Origin of the sequence: Natribaculum luteum (genome assembly GCF_023008545.1) — an archaeon.
In the GTDB taxonomy this organism is placed as follows: Archaea; Halobacteriota; Halobacteria; order Halobacteriales; family Natrialbaceae; genus Natribaculum; species Natribaculum luteum.
Genome location: NZ_CP095397.1, coordinates 1,548,219 through 1,567,593, shown reverse-complemented (window position 1 = coordinate 1,567,593; position 19,375 = coordinate 1,548,219). Strand labels below are relative to the sequence as shown.

The following is a 19,375-nucleotide window of genomic DNA, read 5'->3' as shown; positions in this document are numbered from 1 at the left end:
CTTTGGCGCGATCATCTAACCGCTCGAGTGTGAGCGTCGTTCGACGCCGTTGACGCCCGCAGATCGCGGGGTGGAGGGTCTCACCGCAAGGGCTACGCGCGCTCGAAAGCACACCCGTTGGTCACAGTTCGGTGGCGACCGTCGACGGGTCACGCGAACGTGTAGGTGAACCTCGAGGATCGAGGAAACACGCAACCAGAATACCCCCTTCGGCGAAACCTCGCCCGTCAGGCCGGGGAGGACGTCAAAGCTGTTCGATACTCCCGTCGGCCTCGCGCTCGCGGAACACCTGTCCCTCGAAGAGCGTGACGACCACGTCGTCGTCCTGCCACGCCGTCGGCGGTAGCCGTGCCTTTCGGCAGACGCGGTCGAGATACTCACGTTCGCTCCAGTCGTTTTCCACGGGAACGGTCGGATAGAGCCAGCCACTCTTTCCGCCGCCGTCGACCGCGACGCCGTGGACGCCAAGCTCGAGGTCGGCGAGCGGATCGTCGGTCAGAACAACGTTCTTGACCGCACAGACCGAGACGGTGAGATTGGGAAGCTCCGATGGCGTGACCTCGGAGCCACAGGAACTGTCGCTTGCGGCTTCGATCGCCGCGTCGACGATGACGTGTCCGAGCTGTTCGTCCGATCGGTAGCCGCCAGCACACCCCCGGAGACTCCCTCGACCACAGGTCGACTCGAGACGGACGAACGCGCCCGTTCGCGCGTAGAACGCGTCGCGCATGCTACCTGGATGTTCTCGTTGTCCGTTTTGTACGTAGGATTCGACGGCTTCACGCGCGAGTTCGACCGCGCGTGCGCCGTCCTCGTAAGAGAGGTCGACGCCCTGTCGCTGGGACATACAGGTGTACGTGGACGTTATCGACCTAAAGCGCTTCCATTCGCGTTCTGCGGCGATTGTTGCCGACCGAGGCACTTATTCGGCCGAAGGCCCTACGGTTAGTTGGGAGAGAGAGCCTGGCTGCCGCGGCGGACGCGTCGGTAACGGCGCGCCCGTCCAACGTGGATCGTCCGTCCGGACGTTTCACGCCCGCGAGGAAAGTCCCCCCACCGTTCGGGCAGGTGACCGGGCGCAAGCCCGGAGCGGGAGACCGCTGGCTCTGGAACAGAAACGACACGTCTCGACCCGACCGATGATGCGTGCGAACCCGACCGCGAGGAAGGGGAGTTGACCCGCAGAGGGAGCGCAGTCGAGTATCGCGGTTCGAAACCGCAGGTCGCGCTCGGCGCGATCGACTGTGCAGAGACGGCCGAGGATCGATGGAACGGCGAATCCTCACCGGTGCAAGTCCGCGCCGCTGGTAGCCCGAAGACACCGCGAATTCCGCGGGTGGCGTGGACGCTCAGCCGAATGCCGGGACGAACAGAAGGGGGCTTACTCCTCTCACCCAGTTTAACCGAAAGAGCCGACGCAAGCGGCTCTGGATCGACTCGCTTCGATCAGCAGTCTCTCACAACGTCTGCCGTACGTCAGTCCCGGGCCAACCGCCAGACAGGTCGCGGATGCGCCGGGACACAGGTACAGCAGGCGTTATCAATCGATACAGTAACAACAACCACAACCACACCCGGCTCCACAGCCACCGATACAGCACCCACAGCCACAGCCAGGTTTGGGAGTCCCGATACAGATGCTACAGCCACAATCACACCCGGTACAGCAACCGAGCGAACAGCAACTACAGCCACAATCCGCCCCAGAAACATCTGACGTCTGATAGACGTCCGACCCATCTGTCGTCGGTGACTCGACGTATTCGGTCCAGTACGGCACGCTCGAGATTGACAGCACGTTTTTGACGGGTTCGAACTCGTCTTCGGCGGCGGCAGGTATCGTCGAGACGTTCCCGTCGAGATCGGCTGCGATTTCGCCGTAAAGGCGGGCCATCTTCGCGTCGCCGCTGTCGGCGTAGTGGCGTTGATACGCACGGATTGCCGCGACGTACCCCTCAAGGTGGGTCTCGATGTCCGCCGACTCTTCGCTTTCGAACTTGACGAAGTCGACCGTCTTCCGCGCCACGTCGTGGTTGATTCGCCCGGAGAGCGTCGAACCGTCTTTCGCTTTGCCGTCGACTTTCATCGGCCCCTTCGCGAAGTTGAGACTGAACCCGTACCGATCGCGGTCGTCAAGCACGCCGTACCGGGTCATCTGGGCGCCACGAGACTGACCTGCACGGTTCATGTCGAATGCCGCCTCGAGCACGTCGTCGTCGGTCTCGAGCGTCAGATCGACATCCTCTCGCTGCACCTGCAACGTTCCCCGGTCGAGGAGCGTTTTCGTTCCCGTAGAGTCCATCGAGACCGGCTTCTGTTTCGTCGTAGACTGCGTACTCTCCACCTGTGAAGACGGTTCCCACCGCTCCTGGCGTACGAGTTCGTCCTCTCGCTCGATGGTGACGTCGTAACTTCCCTGGCCGTCGGGTCTGACGCGAGCGACGCGGACTGCGAGTCCTTTCGGGGGACGGTCACGAGAGGACGCTCCTTGCACGGGGTTAGCGAACAGCGCCGTTCCCACCGTGGCAGCCGCACCGACGAAGTTTCGCCTGGAGAGAACGCCCGTACTACGGGAATCGTCGTGATCGTGATCGTGATCACAGTCGTCTCCCTGGGACTGGCTCTGGTGGTGTCGAAGATAGTCTCCCAGGAGTGCGGCGAAGTCTTTGACACCGACAGTCTTCATCACGCTCGGCAGTGCACGCTTGCCTTTCCGGGCGGTGTCGCCGTTGACGAAGTAGAAGTCCTCGCTCCACGAGTCGGAGTAGTGGGGTGCGAGCAGTTCGTCCGCCTCGGGATCGCTCAGCGAGACGAGTCGGAGTGGTTCGTCTGCGCGGTCGCGGACCTTGTACGCCAGATCGTTGCACATGGTACAACTCGCGTCGTACAGGAGGACCGGTACAGACGCCGAATCGCCAGTTGTAGCCGCTTCGCCTTCAGCATGGGTTGATCGCGACATGCATAATGTAGATAATCGTTAATGTATTTATATCTAACTAATACTTAAATAGTATATTGGTTTTCTAGACTAGGAACTAGTCTGGCTTAGATTATAAAATTAGCCACAGAACCGATGTCGGATTCAAAGAGAAAAGCAACAGGATACCTAATGTCTATCAACAGTAATTGAGGGAGGTTAGCTATCGAGAGTCGAATTACTTATTACCAATAGCCCCGAAACTCGATATCACCAGAACCTCCACCGAAAGGCGCTACGAGAGCGTCGACGACCGAAGCGACAGCAAGAAGCAAGACGGATCTGTCGAGTTCGAGTGACCGGCGCCGTCGGATCATCAGTGCGATTTACGTATGAACGTTCTGTCATTCTAGGAAAGAATTTTATATTGAATTGACGTACATGAAAATGGGCATGTCCCTCGGTTTCAACAGCCAATCGTCGCTAAGTACGGTACTCGGTATCGTCATCGTGATCGTAGCGATCGTCGGAACCCAATTTCTCGGTTGGGAGTGGGGAAGTGGACAGCTCGTACCGACGGTTATCGCCGTCGTCCTCGTGGGGGGCGGTGCCCTGCTGGTCCTTCACGACCGTCTGACCTGATCCCTCTCGACAAGATGGCCAGTTACTGGCGAGTTAAGTAAGTTGTTCTGTGTTGAATTGTTTTCGGTAATTTTAATATACTTGTTTATGCATCTTCACGTGACCAATGGCAACTACCAGAAGAAAGATGCTCGTCGGAACGGCAATCTCGGGAACGACGCTTCTGGCGGGCTGTAGCGGGATGTTCGGCGGCAATCCGGACGTTGTCGTATTCAATCGAACCGATAACGAGCTGACTGCCGACGTAACGCTCGTCGACGCCGACGGCGAGGAACTGGTGTCCGAAAACGTGACCATCGAGCCTGACGGCGCGTTCGAACACGACGATGTTCTGTCGTCGGGCACGCACACGCTCAGCGTCGACGTCGAATCCGGCCCGTCCGGCGAACGAGAGTTCGACGTCGAAGATGACGACTCGTTGCAGGCCCGCGTCGATCAAGACAACATCGAATTCGACAAACTCTGAGACCGGCAGACGTCCGTCGGTGCCGACGCAACCTCGAGTGCGCGCACTCGAAGTCCTGTTTCAGGTTTTCGGGACGCAGAGCAGTTTCGAATACAATATTGGTACTAGCAACAGGGTATAGGTACCGCCACGGATAGTGAGCGTGATGGCATCCGGACACGGACGAGAGCGACGAGCGAGAACGACCGGCCGTCGAAAGCGACGACGGAAACGTCTGCGTGACGAGGACGGCCAGTTCGTCCAGACGATCGGGTTCGACGACGTGCTCGCAGTGTTCGACGACGTCGCCGGACCAGTCGTCACGACGACCGACGTCGCAGACGGCCTCGGGATCACGACGGAAGCCGCACGACGGAAACTCAATCGACTCGTCGCCGAAGGCGAGTTGTGTCGACGAAAGACGGGTCGGACGGTCGTCTACTGGCGAACAGACGGTCGCGGGAAAGTGACGATCGATTCGGCGAGTGACGGAAACACGAACTAGAACGATGGCAACCACGAGCGACGACGAGCGCACACTCAGCCTCAGCGAAGGCCGATATCTCTGTGGGCTGTTGACCCTGACGCTGGCCGACGACCCGCCGATTGGCAACAGCGAACTCGCCGACTTCCTCGAGGTCAGTGCGGCGAGCGTTACCGAAATGTTCGACAGCTTCGAGAAGCGGGGGCTCGTAACCTACCAGCCGTACCACGGTGCCGAGCTAACGGCGTATGGCGAGCGCGTAGCCCGTGAATTCCGCTGGCGGCGCTGTGCCGTCGTAGTTGGATAGCGATTTGCCGTCAGACCGATTTCGTAGCAGTCTCATGAATGGTCTCTCAATGGTGAATCAAGTGTGTCGCTGGGGGTTAGCGGATCGCTGGAATCGATAGATTCCACGATCCGCACCGAGAACAGTACGCATCTCCGCCAGCAACTCGTCGTCAAAGAGCTTGAGAACCGACTTCTTCGTCGTCAGATCACTGCAAAACAACAGCAGATCGAACAACTTGAGGCTCGCCTCAAGCGGTACGAAAACCCAAACACACCTCCCAGTAAGCAGGGTGGCGTGGCTGGATCACCTGGCAACGATGACAGCGACGAGGAAGAGAACGAAGACCAAGGGGACGACGCTGGCGGCGACGCTGACGCCGCCAGCGGCTCCTCTCCAGGACGTGACGAAGGTCACGAAGGAACAACTCGACCGCCTCCGGAACCAGAGGAGACTATTCGAGTCGATCAGGGATATTGCCCAGACTGTGAGCAAATCCTCTCTAACCCGGACAGCTACATCTCACGGACGATTATCGACATACCTCTCCCTATTCCAACCACTGTCGTCGAGTACGAACTCGGCAAACACCGCTGTTCCTGTGGAAACGAAGTCGTTGCTGAACATCCAGACTGCCCGGAAACCGGGCGGTTTGGGCCAAATATCATGGCCCAAACCGCCCTCGGTAGGTTCCATCAGCGACTTCCAAACCGTAAACAGGCGGAGCTGTTTGACTGGGAACTCGATACACCCATCTCTCATCGGACGATCTACAACCTGACCAAGCGGGTCGCAGACCGGCTGCGACCCGCGTATGACGATGTCAAAGCCCGTATTCAGGAAAGTGACGTCGTCTACTGCGATGAAACGGGATTTCCTGTTGACGGAGAGCAACACTGGGCGTGGACGTTCGTTACTGACGAAGAAGTGCTGTTCTGGGTTGATGAGAGTCGTGGAAGTCAGGTGTTAGAGGACGTCCTCGGCGAGGACTTCGCCGAGGACTCAACGCTCAGCTGTGACGGTTGGTCAGCGTATCCGAGCTATCACACGAAGCTCCAGCGGTGCTGGGCACATCTGTTGCGGGAGGCGGAGTACGTTGCTGAACGGTACGAGGAAGCAGAGAGGTTGTCTGAGGAGTTACACGCTCTCCATGACGATTTAACGGCGTTCGACGAGGAGGATCCGTCCGCCTCCGCCCGCGAGCAAAAGCGGGCGGAGGCGTCGTTACATCTGGAAGGCCTGATCAGGGAAGACTACGAGGCACAGGAGGTCAAGAAGCTGATCGAGAAGATCAGGAACGGGTTAGGGCACTGGCTGACGTTCGTTACAGAGCCAGACGTCGATTCGACGAATAATCGCGCAGAGCGCGCTCTGCGCGAGCAAGTTGTGCTGCGGAAGATGTTCCGGACCCTCCGCTCAGCCGAAGGGGTCCAGATTCACGAGACGATTACGACCATGTTAGCCACGTGGAAACGACGAGGACTTGATCCGCCTGAACAGCTCCAGTCCATCCTCGGTGGGCAAGAACTCAGATTAGGATGAGAGGCATCACTGGCCGGTGAATCCTGGTCACGCTATCCAACTACGTGCCGTCCAGCAGTTTTTCGAAGTTACGTCACACGTCCAGTTGCACGGCGAACAGGCCTATCGTATCGGACGACTGCTCTCTCACGAGGACGTTCGCGAACTCAACGACCGAGTCGACCTGCCGTGCGTAGACCACTGCGAGGCGACGGATCTCGACGATTGTGATATTCCAGTAACGTGACCGCCACCGAGCAGTGACGTTCCAGTGGCGATCCCACCGGCCGATTTGCAGCGATAATTTCATAAATCAGGGATAGAGCGCTTCTCAAACCCGAAACAGTGTCGCCGTCTGTAACGACTAAGTTGTTTTAGGGCAACCTAAAACCATACATGCGACGGATAATTCCTGCAGGCAGGCTCGAGTGGTGGTATTCACATCGGAGTCCCGGTTTCGAAGGGCGTCAGTCTGGTGATCTGAGATGATAGCAGAGCTGTTCTCGGGGGTAGCCATCGAAACGTGGGTGATCATCGGGTCGCTCGTCGCGATGTCGGTTCTGGTAGTCGAGCTTGGACGATTCGTCGTCGACGACACGATCGTCTCCTGGTTCGGCGATTCGGAGTACCTCCAGCCAGTTGGTGGAGCGTTACTCGGGTTGATTCCCGGCTGTGGGGGAGCGATCGCCGTGATGCCACTGTACGGTCGTGGCGTCGTCGGGTTTGGAACCGTCGTCGCCACACTGGCGGCGACAGCCGGTGATTCGGCGTTCGTCTTGCTCGCTGTCGCACCCGAAGTGGCCCCGATCGCGTACGGGGTCGCGTTCGTAACGGCAGTTCTCTCCGGTCTGCTGATAGAGAGATACGGGACTGGAACGGCACGAATCGATCAGATCGTCAGACAGCCAGCGACGGCCGCCGACGGCGGCGCAGTCACCCAGTCCGGGCACGCGGCCTGTGGTACGACCCGTCGGCCGACCAGTTCGGTCGACACCGCGACGAACCTGTGGTCGTGGGCCGTGCTGGTCTCGTGGTGGACGATCGCCCTCGTTGGACTGGGCGTCAGTATGCGGGCACTCCTCACCCAGTCCGAACCACAGCTCGTCCTCTGGGAAACCGACGTCATCACGGCCGTCGGCGTGACGGGGGTCGTTCTGTCCGGATACGTGTACGGCCGCGGAATGGCACCGACGACCGATCGGGTCGGTCTGCATCGATACGTGTCCGCACTGTGGCGGAGTGCCGCGTCGACGAGTCGGATCGTACTCTGGGTCGCAGTCGCACTCTTCGTGTTCGAACTCGCGACCGTGGCTGACGTCCAGTTTGCACAGCTGTCGACTGCAGGGATGCTCGCACCCATCGGTGGTGCCCTCGTCGGGGCGATACCAGGCTGTGGCGTCCACGTCGGGATCGCCACGGCGTACGGCGAAGGTGCGATCCCGTTTTCGGCGCTCGTCGCCAACGCGATCAGCCAGGACGGAGATGCGTTCTTCCCGCTGCTGGCGATCGACTACCGAGCAGCGATCCTCGCGACGATCTATACGGTGATCCCCGCCGCCGTCGCCGGTGGTGCAGTCCACGTCCTCTGGCAGCTGTTCGATCTCCCCCAGATCTGGTTCACACTGGCCGGATGAGCTGGTGACGGCCATTCGATCGCGGTCACAGCAACGCTGCACCCGGCTCAAATCGTCGTGTTCGAGTTACATACTGACGCAGACGCCTCGCTTCGCTCGGCGTTTTGTGTCGGTGAAAGCGTCCTGACGGAGATTTGAACACGGTCGCAGCGAAGCAGCTCCCTGCTCAAATCTCCCGAGTCCGTTTTGACGCGACAGATACTCGCAACGCTGCGCGCCGCTCGTGGGTTTGTCGCGTCAGAAACGTCCTGACGGAGATTTGAACTCCGGTCCCTGGCTCCGCAAGCCAAGAGGATAGTCCACTACCCTATCAGGACTCATCTCTTCGTAGCCGCGTGGACATTAAAGCACTTTCGAAAGGGACCCGTCGACGACTCTGCGTCACATTGTCGTACTCCCGGATTTTACCGACGGCGTCTACGACCCGACTCGAGGTGCCAAATCACCTCCGAGAACCTGTTTTCCGGTATACGGCGTCACGAACGAGACCACCACCACCAGTCGCGACGAGCCGAACGTCACGCTGACATTTATATACGGAGGAGCAGCCAGACGGGGTATGCTCCCCCACTCGAGTTCTAGCGTCGTCTGCGACGCACAGTACCAGCCGGAACACCGAATGAATAACGCTTATGCGCGGGCTACTCATGCACGAGCATAGAATGAGCGACATCGAGGGCGTGTACGAAGACCTCGAGGCCGACGTCTCCCTCGAGGAGTTTCGCGAGGCCGTCGAGGCGAAAGTCGAGCAGATGGGGGGACTCGCGGACGAGGAGACGGCGGCGATGCTCGTCGCTCACGAACTCGGCGAGAGCGAGGTCGGCGGCGTCGCGGACGTCGAACCGGGAATGGAGGAAGCCAAGTTCGTCGCGAAAGTGGTGAGCATCGGCGAAGTGCGGACGTTCGAACGCGACGGCGACGCCGAGGACGGCCGCGTGGTCAACGTCGAGGTCGCCGACGAGACGGGGTCGATCCGTGCCGCGTTCTGGGACGAACACGCCGAGGCCGCAGTCGAAGAACTCGAGGAGGGGCAGGTGCTGCGAATCGTGGGGCGACCGAAGGAGGGATTCAGCGGCGTCGAAGTGAGCGTCGACGACGTCGAACCGGACGACGAGACGGAGATCGACGTGCAGGTCTCGGATACGCACACAGTCGACGACCTCTCGCTCGGCCTCTCGAACGTCAACCTCGTCGGACTCGTCCTGGACACCGATTCGATGCGAACGTTCGATCGCGACGACGGCTCGGAAGGGAAGGTCGCGAACCTCACGCTCGGCGATTCGACCGGGCGCGTGCGCGTCACGCTCTGGGACGAGCAGGCAGAACGCGTCGACGACCTCGAGGCTGGCGACACGGTCGAGGTGATCGACGGCTACGTTCGCGAGCGCGACGGCGACCTCGAGCTCCACGTCGGCAACCGCGGCGCACTCGAGGACGTCGACGAGGACGTCGAGTACGTTCCCGAGAGCACATCGATCGAGACTCTCGAGATCGGCCAGACGGTCGACATCGCGGGCGTCGTTCGCTCGGCCGACCCGAAGCGGACGTTCGACCGCGATGACGGCTCCGAGGGACAGGTCCGGAACATCCGCGTTCAGGACGCGACCGGCGACATCCGCGTGGCGCTGTGGGGCGAGAAAGCCGACGTCGACGTCGGACCCGGCGACGAGGTCGCGCTCGCGGACGTCGAGATCAAAGACGGCTGGCAGGACGACCTCGAGGCCTCTGCCGGCTGGCGGTCGACGGTGACGATCCTCGATACGGACGGAAGTGACACGGCCGCAGGCGACGACGACCGAAGCGCGGAGTCGACCGGGCTCTCTGCGTTCGCCGACGACGGAAGCGACGAGTCAGAGAGTCAGACTACGGGGGCTCGCAGCGGCGAGGACGGAGAGGGCGACGAGAGCGAGAGCGACGTCACCGACGGCGAGGAGCGCGAGTTTACGGGCGTCGTCGTGCAGGCCGGCGACCCGGTCGTACTGGACGACGGCGAGGAGACGATGAGCGTCGAGACGGACGCCGACGTCGGGCTAGGGGAAGAAGTGACCGCACGCGGCGTCGTGCGCGACGGACGGCTCGAGGCCAGTGACGTGTTCTGAACCGGCCACGAGTCCGATCGAGGTAGGAAAACCATTAAGAGTGTCAACTGCAGGTGCTAGGGTATGAACGTCGAGCTTCCGTTCGCCCCGGTGGATACGATCATCCGGCGGAACGCGGGGAATCTCCGGGTGAGCGCCGACGCGTCGGAGGAACTCGCGAAACGCATCCAGGAACACGGTGCGACGCTCGCGGCGGACGCAGCCGATCAGGCGACGGAGGACGGTCGGAAGACGCTGATGGCACAGGACTTCGGCGTCGAAGCGATCGTCGACAAGGACGACCTGGAGCTTCCGGTCGCGCCCGTCGACCGGATCGCACGCATCGACATCGACGGCCGGTACCGCGTCTCGATGGACGCCCGCATCGCGCTCGCGGACATCTTGGAGGACTACGCGGACAACGTCGCCCGGGCGGCGGCGAAACTGGCGCGTCACGCCGACCGACGAACGATTAAAGCCGAAGACATCGAGACGTACTTCTCGCTATTCGAGTGAACTCGGATGCGATTCGGCTACAGCGATACCTGTCTCGATCACAACCCCGGCCCGCGCCACCCCGAGTCACCAGACCGGCTGCGAGCGATCCGTGAAGGTCTGAAACGTAAACACGGCGTCGAGTACGTCGAATCCGATCCGGCGACGCTCGAGACGATCGCAGCGGTTCACGACCGGGAGTACCTGGAGGAGGTCCGCGAGTTCTGTGCGAACGGTGGCGGCAACTGGGATCCAGACACGACCGCGGTCGAAGCGACGTGGGACGCCGCCATCCAGAGTGCCGGGCTCGCCTGCTGGGCGGCTGAAACGGCGCTCGACGGGGCGGACGGCCGCGAGACGCCGTTTTCGCTGGGTCGACCGCCGGGCCACCACGCGGTGTTCGACGACGCGATGGGCTTTTGCTTCGTCAACAACGTCGCGGTCGCGACCCAGTACGCCATCGACGAACGAGACGCCGAACGGGTCGCGATCGTCGACTGGGACGTCCACCACGGGAACGGGACGCAGGACATCCTCTACGACCGTGGTGACGTTTTCTTCGTCTCGCTTCATGAGGGCGGGCTGTATCCAGGGACCGGCGAGATCGACGAAATTGGCGAGGGCGACGGCGAGGGAACGACGATGAACGTCCCCATGCCGCCGGCAGCCGACGACGTCGACTACCTGGCGGCGCTCGACGACGTAATCGCACCCGCCCTCGGTGCGTTCGATCCCGATCTCCTGCTGGTCAGCGCAGGGTTCGACGCCCACCGCCACGATCCTATCTCCCGGATCCGCCTGTCGACGGAAGCCTACGCACTCATGACCGACAGGATTCGAACGCTCGCGGACGACGTCGACGCCGCGCTCGCGTTCGTCCTCGAGGGTGGATACGGTCTCGAAGTCCTCGCCGACAGCGTCGCGCTCGTCCACGAGACGTTCGACGGGCGAGAGCCGATCGAGCCAGACGGCGACGTCAGCGTCGACGTCGACGAGACTCTCGGAGAAGTCGCCGAAGCACACGGACTCGAGTACTGAGTAGAGTACCGAGCGTCGTCAGGGTCGCGGGTCGAAGTACGCCGCGAGTTCCGTGTCGAACTCATCGAGCAAGGCGACGACGTCCTCGTCGACGAGCAGGTCGTACCCGTCCTCGAGTACCGACTGGACGTGCGCACCGAGGCCGACGTCGAACAGACGGTCGCTCTCGAGGAGGTCCTGGGCGCGGTCGAACTCGCGGTCGCGTTCGACGACGTAGCGGTCGCCGTCGACGAACGGACCGTAGACGTCCTCGTCTCCGGCATAGGATTCGTAGAACCCCTCCGCGTGCTGGCGGACGTCGACCGGCGGCCCTCCGTGGCGTTCGACCGTCGGCCGTTCGGCGACGGCGAGTTCGACGAACAGGACGGCGGTCTCGTCGGCGAACGTCGCCGCGCGGAAGACGTCGAAGCCGCGGTCGTCGAGTTCGCGCGTGACGCCCGCGAGGGACTTGTCGAGCTGGGGATAGAGCTGATCGTCGACGAGGTCGGGCGCGGGAAAGCGGATCGCGACCGGCGTCGTCCCGCGGCGCTCGATGTGATCGCGCAGCGTGGTCGCAGAGAGCGGTTCGCGGTCTGCGGGTTCGAAGCGGTCGAGACGAGGGGCGTCGAGCAGGTCGCGGGCGTAGTGCTGGAAGCGCGCGACGTTCTCGGTCGAGCAGACGGCAGCAACGTTGCGCTCCGGATCGGTGGGATCGACGACGACGAGCGGGTCGTCGAACGTCGCCCGGCCGTGGTCTTCCGGATCGAGTCGGACCGGCGGGTGCCAGTCGGCCGCGGTCTCGAGTAACGGCCGAAAGCCGCCGGACTCGAGGACGAGCAGTTCGGTAAGGTAGCCGCTGAACCCCCGAGTCCGAAGGTCGCTCCCGTAGACGCCGATTCCCTTGAGAAACGCCTTCGCGAGCCGGACGTCGGCGGCGAGGTCGGCGTCGAGGCGGCGCTGTAAGTACTCGGTGTGGAAGGGCGTGCGGTCGACGGCAGACCGAATGTCGGTCGCCGACTCGAGTCGAAAGCAGGGGACGACGTCGACCTCGAACCCGTCGAACGTGCCTTTCACGTAGGGGTGTTCGGCGTACTCCTCGTGACCGTCAGGGAGGGTGGCGTGGCCGACCTCGAGGCCGTACTCCTCTAAAGTGTCGCGGTCGAGGTCCGGCGGGAATCGAACGAAGACGTCGATGTCGCGGTCGCCGCTGATCCAGGTGTCGCGTGCTGTCGAGCCGACCTGCACCACGTCGGCGTCGGGACACAGCTCGGTCGCGGCCGCTTCGGCGCGAGCGACGAGCGCGTTCGCGACCTGCCGGAGGTTCGATCGCTCCTCCTCGTCGGGGTCGATCCGCTCGCGAACGCGAGCGACGACACGCTCCAGTTCGTCACCTCGAGACTCGTTCGCCGTCTCGCCGTCCTCGTCAGTCATCACGAGCGCGTACTCGAGCAGTGCGTGAAAGCGTGTCGAACTCCGTGCGGGGAAAACGAAAGCCCTATCAAATACACGCGGCAACTTGATGATGAGCCGAAGTAGCTCAGATGGTAGAGCACCTCGCTGTTAACGAGGTTGTCCCAGGTTCGAGTCCTGGCTTCGGCGCTTCTTTCCGGCCGCTTCGCCAAGAGTGGTCGCTGTCGTCGTTTTCTGACGGATGATAGCCGATACCGGCTCACGTTCGATTCCACGAACCGAATTACGATCAGGGTCGGAAACAGCTGGGACCGCAGCCTCTCCTCGAGTTGGCTCTCGAGGAACGTCGTGGCCGCCAGCGGTTCACGACGTCTCGGGTCGATCGACGGCGTCCAACGGTAACAGGGTGTAGTCGACGGTTCGGACGTCCTCGATCGAGCGCACGGTCCCGACGAACGCAGAGATATCCTCGAGTTCACCTTCGATGACGAACAGCTCCATACAGTGGTCGCCGACGTGGCTGTGGGCGGTCGATGCCACGTGATCTTCGTGCTCGTGTCGAAGTCGGGTGAGGCGTCGCTCGACGCTGGTCGTCCCGTAATCGTAGAGGACGCTGACGACGCCCGCGAGGGGTCGACGCTCGAGGCGATCGTTCTCGAACTCTGTTATGAGGATGCGAACACCCTCGCGGACGACCTCGCTGCGACCGGTGTACTCGTGGTTGGTCGCGAACTCGTCGAGTCGGTCGATCAATTCGTCGGGCATCGAGACGCTGACGACGGCCATATATTAAACACTCTACTCGTTATAATATGTGTTGTTATGATTTCGGATCGAGTTATGTAATAACTAGTATTGAAATAGCCAGCTATCATAGTGGCTTGCGGAGTATGAACGACGACCGTATTCCAGTGACCATCCTGAGCGGAAGCCTCGGCGCGGGAAAGACGACCACCCTCAATCACGTGTTGACGGCCGACCACGACCTCGAGACTGCCGTCGTGGTCAACGACATGGGGGAGGTGAACGTCGACGCCGAACACGTCGCCAGGCGGGCAGCACTCGGCGATGGCGAGGAAATCATCGAACTGTCGAACGGCTGTATCTGCTGTCGGCTTCGCGGAGACATGCTCGAGGAGGTCGGCCGCTTAGCCGACCGCCGGGAGTTCGACTACCTGCTGGTCGAGTCATCCGGCATCTCCGAGCCAATCCCGGTCGCACAGACGTTCACGCTCGGGATCGATGACGCGAGTTTCGATCCGACGGACGTCTACGACCTCGACACGATGGTAACGGTGGTAAACGCCCACAGTTTCTGGGAGTCGTTCGACGCCGGGTCGGCACTCGTGAGCGGCGAACTCGAGCCCGACGCCGGGCGTGTCCCCGAAGAGGTGTTGCTCGATCAGATCGAGTTCTGTGACGTACTCGTACTCAACAAGTGCGACCTGGTTCCGGACGACGCGGTAGACGAGATCGAAGCCGTCCTCGAACGCCTCCAGACTCGTGCGACGGTCGTTCGTACCGAGCACGGCAACGTCGATCCCGACGAGATCCTGGGAACAGGGCGGTTCGACTTCGAAGAGGCACAGAACAGTGCAGGCTGGAAACACGAACTGCAACACGACCATCACCACGACCCACGAGAAGAACACGGCGTCACCTCGTTCGTCTACGAGCGCCGACGACCGTTTCACCCCGAGCGGATCGCCGCATTGCTCCCCAGGCTGCCGGACGAACTGATCCGTGCGAAGGGGTTCTTCTGGAGTGCAGGTCGCGAAGACGTCGCGATGGGGCTCGACAAATCAGGGACGTCGGTTCGGGCAGGACCGTCGGGGCAGTGGCTCGCGACGCTGCCCGAAGCCAAGCGCGAACAGTTTTTCGCGGCCCAGCCCGGTATCGAAGACGACTGGGACGACGAGTGGGGCGACCGAATGACCCGGCTCGTCTTCATCGGTCGAGCATTCGACGAAGCCAGGCTGGTCGATCGACTCGACGACTGTCTGCTCACCGGCGCCGAGCTCGACGAGAACTGGGAACAGTATCCCGATCCGTTCGAACCGGAAGAACGACGTGAACGCAGCGCTCGTGGATAGCTAAATGGCAGTTCCGGTCACCGTACTCTGTGGCGGCCTCGGCGCGGGGAAGACGACCCTCATGACGCACGTCCTCGAGACGGACGACCGCGACGTCGCCGTCGTCGTCAACGACGTCGGCGCGGTGAACGTCGACGAGACGCTCGTCGAGGCCCGAACCGACCTCGAGAGCGGCGAGGAGGTCCTCGCGCTCGAGAACGGCTGTATCTGCTGTAGCCTCGGCGGGGAACTCTCGCGATCGGTCGTCTCCCTCTGGAAAGAGTACGACTTCGACGCGCTCGTCGTGGAAGCATCGGGCGTCGGCGAACCCGAGCCGATCGCCCACCAGTTCGCCCGCGGGCCCGCCGCCGGCCCGTACGACCTCGACGCCGTCGTCACCGTCGTCGACGCGCGACAGTTCTACGACGCGTTCGTCGACGGCGACGAAGAACCGGTTCAGCAGGGACCCGACGAAGACGGCACGCGCCCGCTCGCGGACCTGCTGCTCGAGCAAGTCGAGTTCTGCGACCTGCTCGTGGTCAACAAGTGCGACCTCGTCGACGAGACCGAACGCGATCGCGTGGTGGCGCTGCTCGAGACGCTCCAGCCGCGTGCGACGATTCTCACCACCGAGTACGGCCGGCTCGACCCGGCGGAGTTGCTCGAGAGCGGGCGGTTCGACCTCACCGCCGCGCGCGAGTCGGCGGGCTGGAAGCGAGCGATCGAGGACGACGAGACGACGACCGAGCGTCACGGCCACGACCGCGACGCCGGATACGAACACAGCCACGCCGACGATCACGCACATCCGCCGGAACGATACGGCATCACCGTCGACACCTACCAGCGAACCCGACCGTTCCACCCCGAACGGTTCGTGGACCTGCTCGCCACGCTTCCGGACGGCCTCGTACGCGCGAAGGGACTGTGCTGGGTCGCCGGCCGGGAACGGCAGGCCCTGACGATGAGCTACGCTGGCACCGAGACCACCCTCGAAGTGACGGGCAGGTGGATCGCGAGCTTCTCGGAGCAACAACAGGAGACCTACCGGCAAAGCCAGCCCGACCTGTCGTGGGACGACGAGTGGGGCGACCGCGAGGTTCGGCTCGCGCTCATCGGACGCGACCTCGAGGTGGACGCACTCGAGGCGCGGCTGGACGAGTGTCTGCTCACCGACGCGGAGATGGCCGACGACTGGAGTGCGTTCGAGAATCCGACGCCGACGTCGATGGGCGAGACGATGACGGTCTCGTCGCGCGAGACGGAAACGATCGACTGACGCGGAACCGAGCGACGGTGGCGGGGGAGAGTATTTCGCCCTGGGACTACGAGACAGGCACATGGCGACTGAAGATACGAACGACAGGCGTTCGACCGACGACCACGGCCACGACGTCATCGATCCGCTGTACGTGGCGATCGTGACGGTCTCGAGTTCTCGCGCACAGGAGGCAGATCCGGACGATCCGGGCGGAGATACGATCGAGGAGATCTTCGAAGCGCACGGCCACGAGGTGCGCGTCCGCGAACTGGTACGCGACGACTACGCGACGATCCGGACGGCAGTCCGAAGCCTCGTCGCTCGACGGGACGTCGACGTCGTGGTGACGACCGGCGGAACGGGCGTCACCGCAGACGACGTCTCACCCGAGGCGACCTCGGCACTGTTCGAACGCGAGTTGCCGGGGTTCGGCGAGCTCTTCCGCTCGCTCTCGTGGGAGGAAGTCGGCACGCGGGCGATGGCGTCTCGAGCGACCGCGGGAATCGCCGTCGACACGCCCGTCTTCTGTCTGCCGGGGAGCAAGAGCGCGTGTCGAACCGCCTGCGAGAAACTGATCGTTCCCGAGGCGCCACACCTGGCGGGGCTGGCGACGAGTCACCGGGCGGACGTGACCGATCAGTCGCTCTCGCAGTACGAATCCGACGAGTGAGTTGAGAGGGCGTCGACCGATCGGCCACCGTTCGCCGAACTGGTGAACGATCGAGTAGTCATTTCGACTCGAGGTGTTCTCACCAGAACGGATTCGAGTAGAAAAGCCACAATCATCAACGAACCCACAACAGGATTTATGCTGCCTGGGGTAGTGTGTAGTGCTACCATGTGTCACTACTACGAAGACGTTGCCGAACTCGACGCGAAAGAACAGGAACGGGAAGACACCTCCGAGGCCGACATCCGCGAAGAACTCGAGGCTGAACTCGACAAAGAAAAATTCGTCGCACTCGGGCTCGTCATGTAACGGCGCAGACGGCGTCTGAAGCGGCCGTTTTTCTCGAGCGAGTCGGACAGCAAGGGTTAACTATCACGCACGTTTTTCCTTCGCTTGCACGGGCCCTTAGCTCAGTCTGGTTAGAGCGCTCGGCTCATAACCGAGTGGTCGATGGTTCGAATCCGTCAGGGCCCATGGAACCTGCGAGCGACAGCGAGCAGTGTGGAATGGAACGCTGGCGGATTCGAATCAGGGAGCAGCTTCGCTGCGACCGTGGTTCGAATCCGTCATGGCCCATCCAAAAATAAGTCGATTCGTGGCCGAAATAAATTCGGCCGCTAATCGCACCCTGACCCACTCGAGCCGCCGGATTTCTGTTTCGCTCGAGGGGGTGTCTGAACCGGAACCGAACCAGTCACTGGTTTCGGGTCGACGCCTGCGTGCGAAATTCGTATCCGAAACGGGGTGGTCGGCGTGACGGTCTCGCCGTGGCCGTTGGCCGATTACAGCACCGTACCGCAGTATTTGCACCTCGTTCGCTCCGGATCGTTCGGTGCGCCACAGTCCGGACAGTTCTGTATCCTGGCGGCGGCGCTCTCCGTGCGGTTCTGTCTTCGTCGCGCTCGTCGCTTCTGATAGACCTGGCCGATAGTACAGTCACGAACACGAACCGGCGCGGTGGAACCGAGGAGTGCGAACGGTGTGGGGAACACGTCGACACGTTCCGACGGTCGACAGTGCGATCTTCGATAATCGCCATCCCAGCCCGCCCCACGCTGGCACCGATCGAGACCGGGATCGACCTCGAGCCGTGTAACTAAGAAACTCGCCGGAGAGGTGCTACGTATGTCCGACGAACCGGCAGACTCGATCGATCTCGAGCATCCCGACTACGTGAGCATCGGCGTGACGCGCGGCGAGTACGACCTCGAGATCGGCCGACCGCGCGACTATCCCGATCGTGCGGACGTCTCGGTGCAGGCGAGCGAACGCGACCGCGTGCTGTTCACAGTCGACGCGATGGCGGGCGACCACGGGACGGGCCACGCCGACGTCGAGTTGACGCTCGAGGAGGCCCGGCAGGTGCGCGATCGACTCGACGAGGTCGCCGACGGGCTGGGAGACGAGCGGTAGTCCGACTCGAGAGCGGGTCGCTACGCGACGCGAGGAGCCAGCACGATCACCGCCACGCTGTCCTCGAGCGCCTCCGGCGCGACGGACCGTCGTCCGTCGAACTGCAGGAGTTCGCCTCGCTCGACGACGTGCTCGTCGTCGCCCAGCGTCACCGCCAGCCGGCCCTCGAGGACGTGGAGGACGATCCGCCGGTCGGGGTGGCGATGGGAAGCGACGCCCTCGCCCGCCTCGAGTGCGAGCCGGACCGTGCGCGGTTCGCCGTCGAATACCTGTGCGTGGGGTCGATCCTCGAGGTCGGCGAGCGCGACGTGTTCTGTCGGGGTCGCGTGATCGTCGTCGGTCACGCGAATCGGCCTCGGAGACGGCGGTTCGTCAGTCCGGGAGCGAACGAATCGGGACGAGACATCAGCAGCAGAACATGAACGGGTAGATCAACGCGACGCGGTCGCCGTCCTCGAGTTCGGTCGCGAACCCGTCGACGTGTTCGTTGAATCGGCCGTTGATACAGACCCGGGCGTACGTCCGCGTCTGCTCGCCGTCGGGGTTCTTCCGCCAGGTTCCCGGTAACTCGTCGGGGACGGGTGCCCAGCCGTGTGCCGTCGCATCGGCTTCCGTCTCGGCGATGAGCAGGTCCTCGACGTCGTAGTCGTCGAAGAAGGCCTCGAGGAACTCGCCCAGCGTCGAGCCCTCGAACGTGTATTCGAGCGAGGGTGTCCCGACGGCGTCGCGGACGTGGCCCGTACAGCGGACCTCGACCGTCGTCGTCTCGAGCATCTCCCGTGAAGTCGCTTCGGTAGCCATACCCCTTTGTAGGACGCCCACAGGGGAAAGGTTCGCTCCGAACATGTTCGACTCGAGTACGTTGTGTCAGTTCGGTGGCAGAGGTGTGGCCGGTGGCGACGAGTCGTGCATCTGCTGGCGGTCGACGGTCGGCTCGTCGATCGGTCGTAGCTGATCATCGGTATCGAGTGGTCGCCGAGATCGTTCTGGGGCACCTCGATCGGATGACGCCGAACTCCTCAGTGTGAGG

General features: G+C 62.4%; 20 protein-coding genes, 3 tRNA genes and 1 other RNA gene. 17 read left to right on the top strand and 7 right to left on the bottom strand.

Annotated features, from left to right (window positions below; all coding sequences use genetic code 11):
* Positions 1-244 precede the first annotated feature (244 nt).
* Positions 245-847 (bottom strand): TIGR00296 family protein, encoded by a 603-nt coding sequence (locus MU558_RS08110; RefSeq protein WP_246974032.1) that lies wholly within the window; start codon positions 845-847, stop codon positions 245-247.
* Positions 848-951: 104 nt separating this feature from the next.
* Here MU558_RS08110 and rnpB point away from each other — a divergent pair.
* Positions 952-1,396: RNase P RNA component (gene rnpB / locus MU558_RS08105), an RNA gene on the top strand.
* A 144-nt stretch (positions 1,397-1,540) separates the two neighbouring features.
* Here the strand turns inward: rnpB and MU558_RS08100 are convergent.
* Positions 1,541-2,959 carry a hypothetical protein gene (locus tag MU558_RS08100; RefSeq protein WP_246974029.1) on the bottom strand — a complete coding sequence of 473 codons (1,419 nt, stop codon included), beginning with the start codon at positions 2,957-2,959 and terminating at the stop codon, positions 1,541-1,543.
* A 411-nt stretch (positions 2,960-3,370) separates the two neighbouring features.
* Between MU558_RS08100 and MU558_RS08095 the strand changes: the two genes are divergently transcribed.
* The 6 genes from MU558_RS08095 (at position 3,371) to MU558_RS08070 (ending at position 7,929) form a co-directional block, all read left to right on the top strand.
* Positions 3,371-3,559, top strand: coding sequence for a multidrug transporter (locus MU558_RS08095; protein ID WP_377070557.1), 189 nt, complete (start codon positions 3,371-3,373; stop codon positions 3,557-3,559).
* A gap of 106 nt (positions 3,560-3,665) precedes the next feature.
* Positions 3,666-4,025: an Ig-like domain-containing protein gene (locus MU558_RS08090; RefSeq protein WP_246974024.1), complete on the top strand. Its 360-nt coding sequence runs from the start codon at positions 3,666-3,668 to the stop codon at positions 4,023-4,025.
* Positions 4,026-4,170: 145 nt separating this feature from the next.
* On the top strand, positions 4,171-4,509 hold the full coding sequence (locus MU558_RS08085) for a FaeA/PapI family transcriptional regulator (protein ID WP_246974022.1): 339 nt from the start codon (positions 4,171-4,173) through the stop codon (positions 4,507-4,509).
* 4 nt (positions 4,510-4,513) lie between these two features.
* The gene (locus MU558_RS08080) at positions 4,514-4,795 is read left to right on the top strand and encodes a metal-dependent transcriptional regulator (protein WP_246974018.1); all 282 of its coding nucleotides are present in this window, start codon (positions 4,514-4,516) and stop codon (positions 4,793-4,795) included.
* Positions 4,796-4,858: 63 nt separating this feature from the next.
* On the top strand, positions 4,859-6,316 hold the full coding sequence (gene tnpC, locus MU558_RS08075; protein WP_246971934.1) for an IS66 family transposase: 1,458 nt from the start codon (positions 4,859-4,861) through the stop codon (positions 6,314-6,316).
* Positions 6,317-6,780: 464 nt separating this feature from the next.
* Positions 6,781-7,929 carry a putative manganese transporter gene (locus MU558_RS08070; protein WP_246973997.1) on the top strand — a complete coding sequence of 383 codons (1,149 nt, stop codon included), beginning with the start codon at positions 6,781-6,783 and terminating at the stop codon, positions 7,927-7,929.
* 244 nt (positions 7,930-8,173) lie between these two features.
* Here MU558_RS08070 and MU558_RS08065 read toward each other — a convergent pair.
* Positions 8,174-8,246 (bottom strand) — tRNA-Arg (locus MU558_RS08065).
* Positions 8,247-8,591: 345 nt separating this feature from the next.
* Between MU558_RS08065 and MU558_RS08060 the strand changes: the two genes are divergently transcribed.
* The 3 genes from MU558_RS08060 (at position 8,592) to MU558_RS08045 (ending at position 11,540) form a co-directional block, all read left to right on the top strand.
* On the top strand, positions 8,592-10,028 hold the full coding sequence (locus MU558_RS08060) for a single-stranded DNA binding protein (RefSeq protein ID WP_246973994.1): 1,437 nt from the start codon (positions 8,592-8,594) through the stop codon (positions 10,026-10,028).
* Positions 10,029-10,091: 63 nt separating this feature from the next.
* A complete protein-coding gene (locus MU558_RS23245) occupies positions 10,092-10,523 on the top strand; it encodes a histone (RefSeq protein WP_322987042.1) in 432 nt (143 codons plus the stop codon).
* 6 nt (positions 10,524-10,529) lie between these two features.
* A complete protein-coding gene (locus MU558_RS08045; protein WP_246973991.1) occupies positions 10,530-11,540 on the top strand; it encodes a histone deacetylase family protein in 1,011 nt (336 codons plus the stop codon).
* An 18-nt stretch (positions 11,541-11,558) separates the two neighbouring features.
* On the opposite strand, the gene cca is transcribed toward MU558_RS08045, so the two are convergent.
* Positions 11,559-12,950 (bottom strand): CCA tRNA nucleotidyltransferase, encoded by a 1,392-nt coding sequence (cca, locus tag MU558_RS08040; RefSeq protein ID WP_246973989.1) that lies wholly within the window; start codon positions 12,948-12,950, stop codon positions 11,559-11,561.
* A gap of 95 nt (positions 12,951-13,045) precedes the next feature.
* On the opposite strand from cca, the gene MU558_RS08035 reads away from it, so the two are divergent.
* Positions 13,046-13,118, top strand: a tRNA-Asn gene (locus tag MU558_RS08035).
* Between the two features lie 174 nt (positions 13,119-13,292).
* On the opposite strand, the gene MU558_RS08030 is transcribed toward MU558_RS08035, so the two are convergent.
* Positions 13,293-13,715, bottom strand: coding sequence for a CopG family ribbon-helix-helix protein (locus MU558_RS08030; RefSeq protein WP_246973978.1), 423 nt, complete (start codon positions 13,713-13,715; stop codon positions 13,293-13,295).
* Between the two features lie 104 nt (positions 13,716-13,819).
* Between MU558_RS08030 and MU558_RS08025 the strand changes: the two genes are divergently transcribed.
* The 6 genes from MU558_RS08025 to MU558_RS08000 all read left to right on the top strand — a co-directional run bounded on the left by MU558_RS08025 (position 13,820) and on the right by MU558_RS08000 (position 18,345).
* Entirely contained in the window at positions 13,820-15,022 is a 1,203-nt protein-coding gene (locus MU558_RS08025; RefSeq protein ID WP_246973977.1) for a CobW family GTP-binding protein, read from the top strand.
* Between the two features lie 4 nt (positions 15,023-15,026).
* Positions 15,027-16,280, top strand: a complete 1,254-nt coding sequence (locus tag MU558_RS08020; protein ID WP_246973976.1) for a CobW family GTP-binding protein — start codon at positions 15,027-15,029, stop codon at positions 16,278-16,280.
* 61 nt (positions 16,281-16,341) lie between these two features.
* Entirely contained in the window at positions 16,342-16,932 is a 591-nt protein-coding gene (locus tag MU558_RS08015; RefSeq protein ID WP_246973974.1) for a MogA/MoaB family molybdenum cofactor biosynthesis protein, read from the top strand.
* 168 nt (positions 16,933-17,100) lie between these two features.
* Positions 17,101-17,241, top strand: coding sequence for a hypothetical protein (locus MU558_RS08010; RefSeq protein WP_246973966.1), 141 nt, complete (start codon positions 17,101-17,103; stop codon positions 17,239-17,241).
* A gap of 90 nt (positions 17,242-17,331) precedes the next feature.
* A tRNA-Ile gene (locus tag MU558_RS08005) sits at positions 17,332-17,406 on the top strand.
* Between the two features lie 651 nt (positions 17,407-18,057).
* On the top strand, positions 18,058-18,345 hold the full coding sequence (locus tag MU558_RS08000) for a hypothetical protein (protein ID WP_246973963.1): 288 nt from the start codon (positions 18,058-18,060) through the stop codon (positions 18,343-18,345).
* Between the two features lie 20 nt (positions 18,346-18,365).
* Here the strand turns inward: MU558_RS08000 and MU558_RS07995 are convergent, their stop codons facing one another.
* Together MU558_RS07995 and MU558_RS07990 are read right to left on the bottom strand one after the other, a co-directional pair.
* Positions 18,366-18,689, bottom strand: a complete 324-nt coding sequence (locus MU558_RS07995) for a cupin domain-containing protein (RefSeq protein ID WP_246973959.1) — start codon at positions 18,687-18,689, stop codon at positions 18,366-18,368.
* A gap of 61 nt (positions 18,690-18,750) precedes the next feature.
* Positions 18,751-19,146: a MoaD/ThiS family protein gene (locus MU558_RS07990; protein WP_246973957.1), complete on the bottom strand. Its 396-nt coding sequence runs from the start codon at positions 19,144-19,146 to the stop codon at positions 18,751-18,753.
* Between the last annotated feature and the right edge of the window lie 229 nt (positions 19,147-19,375).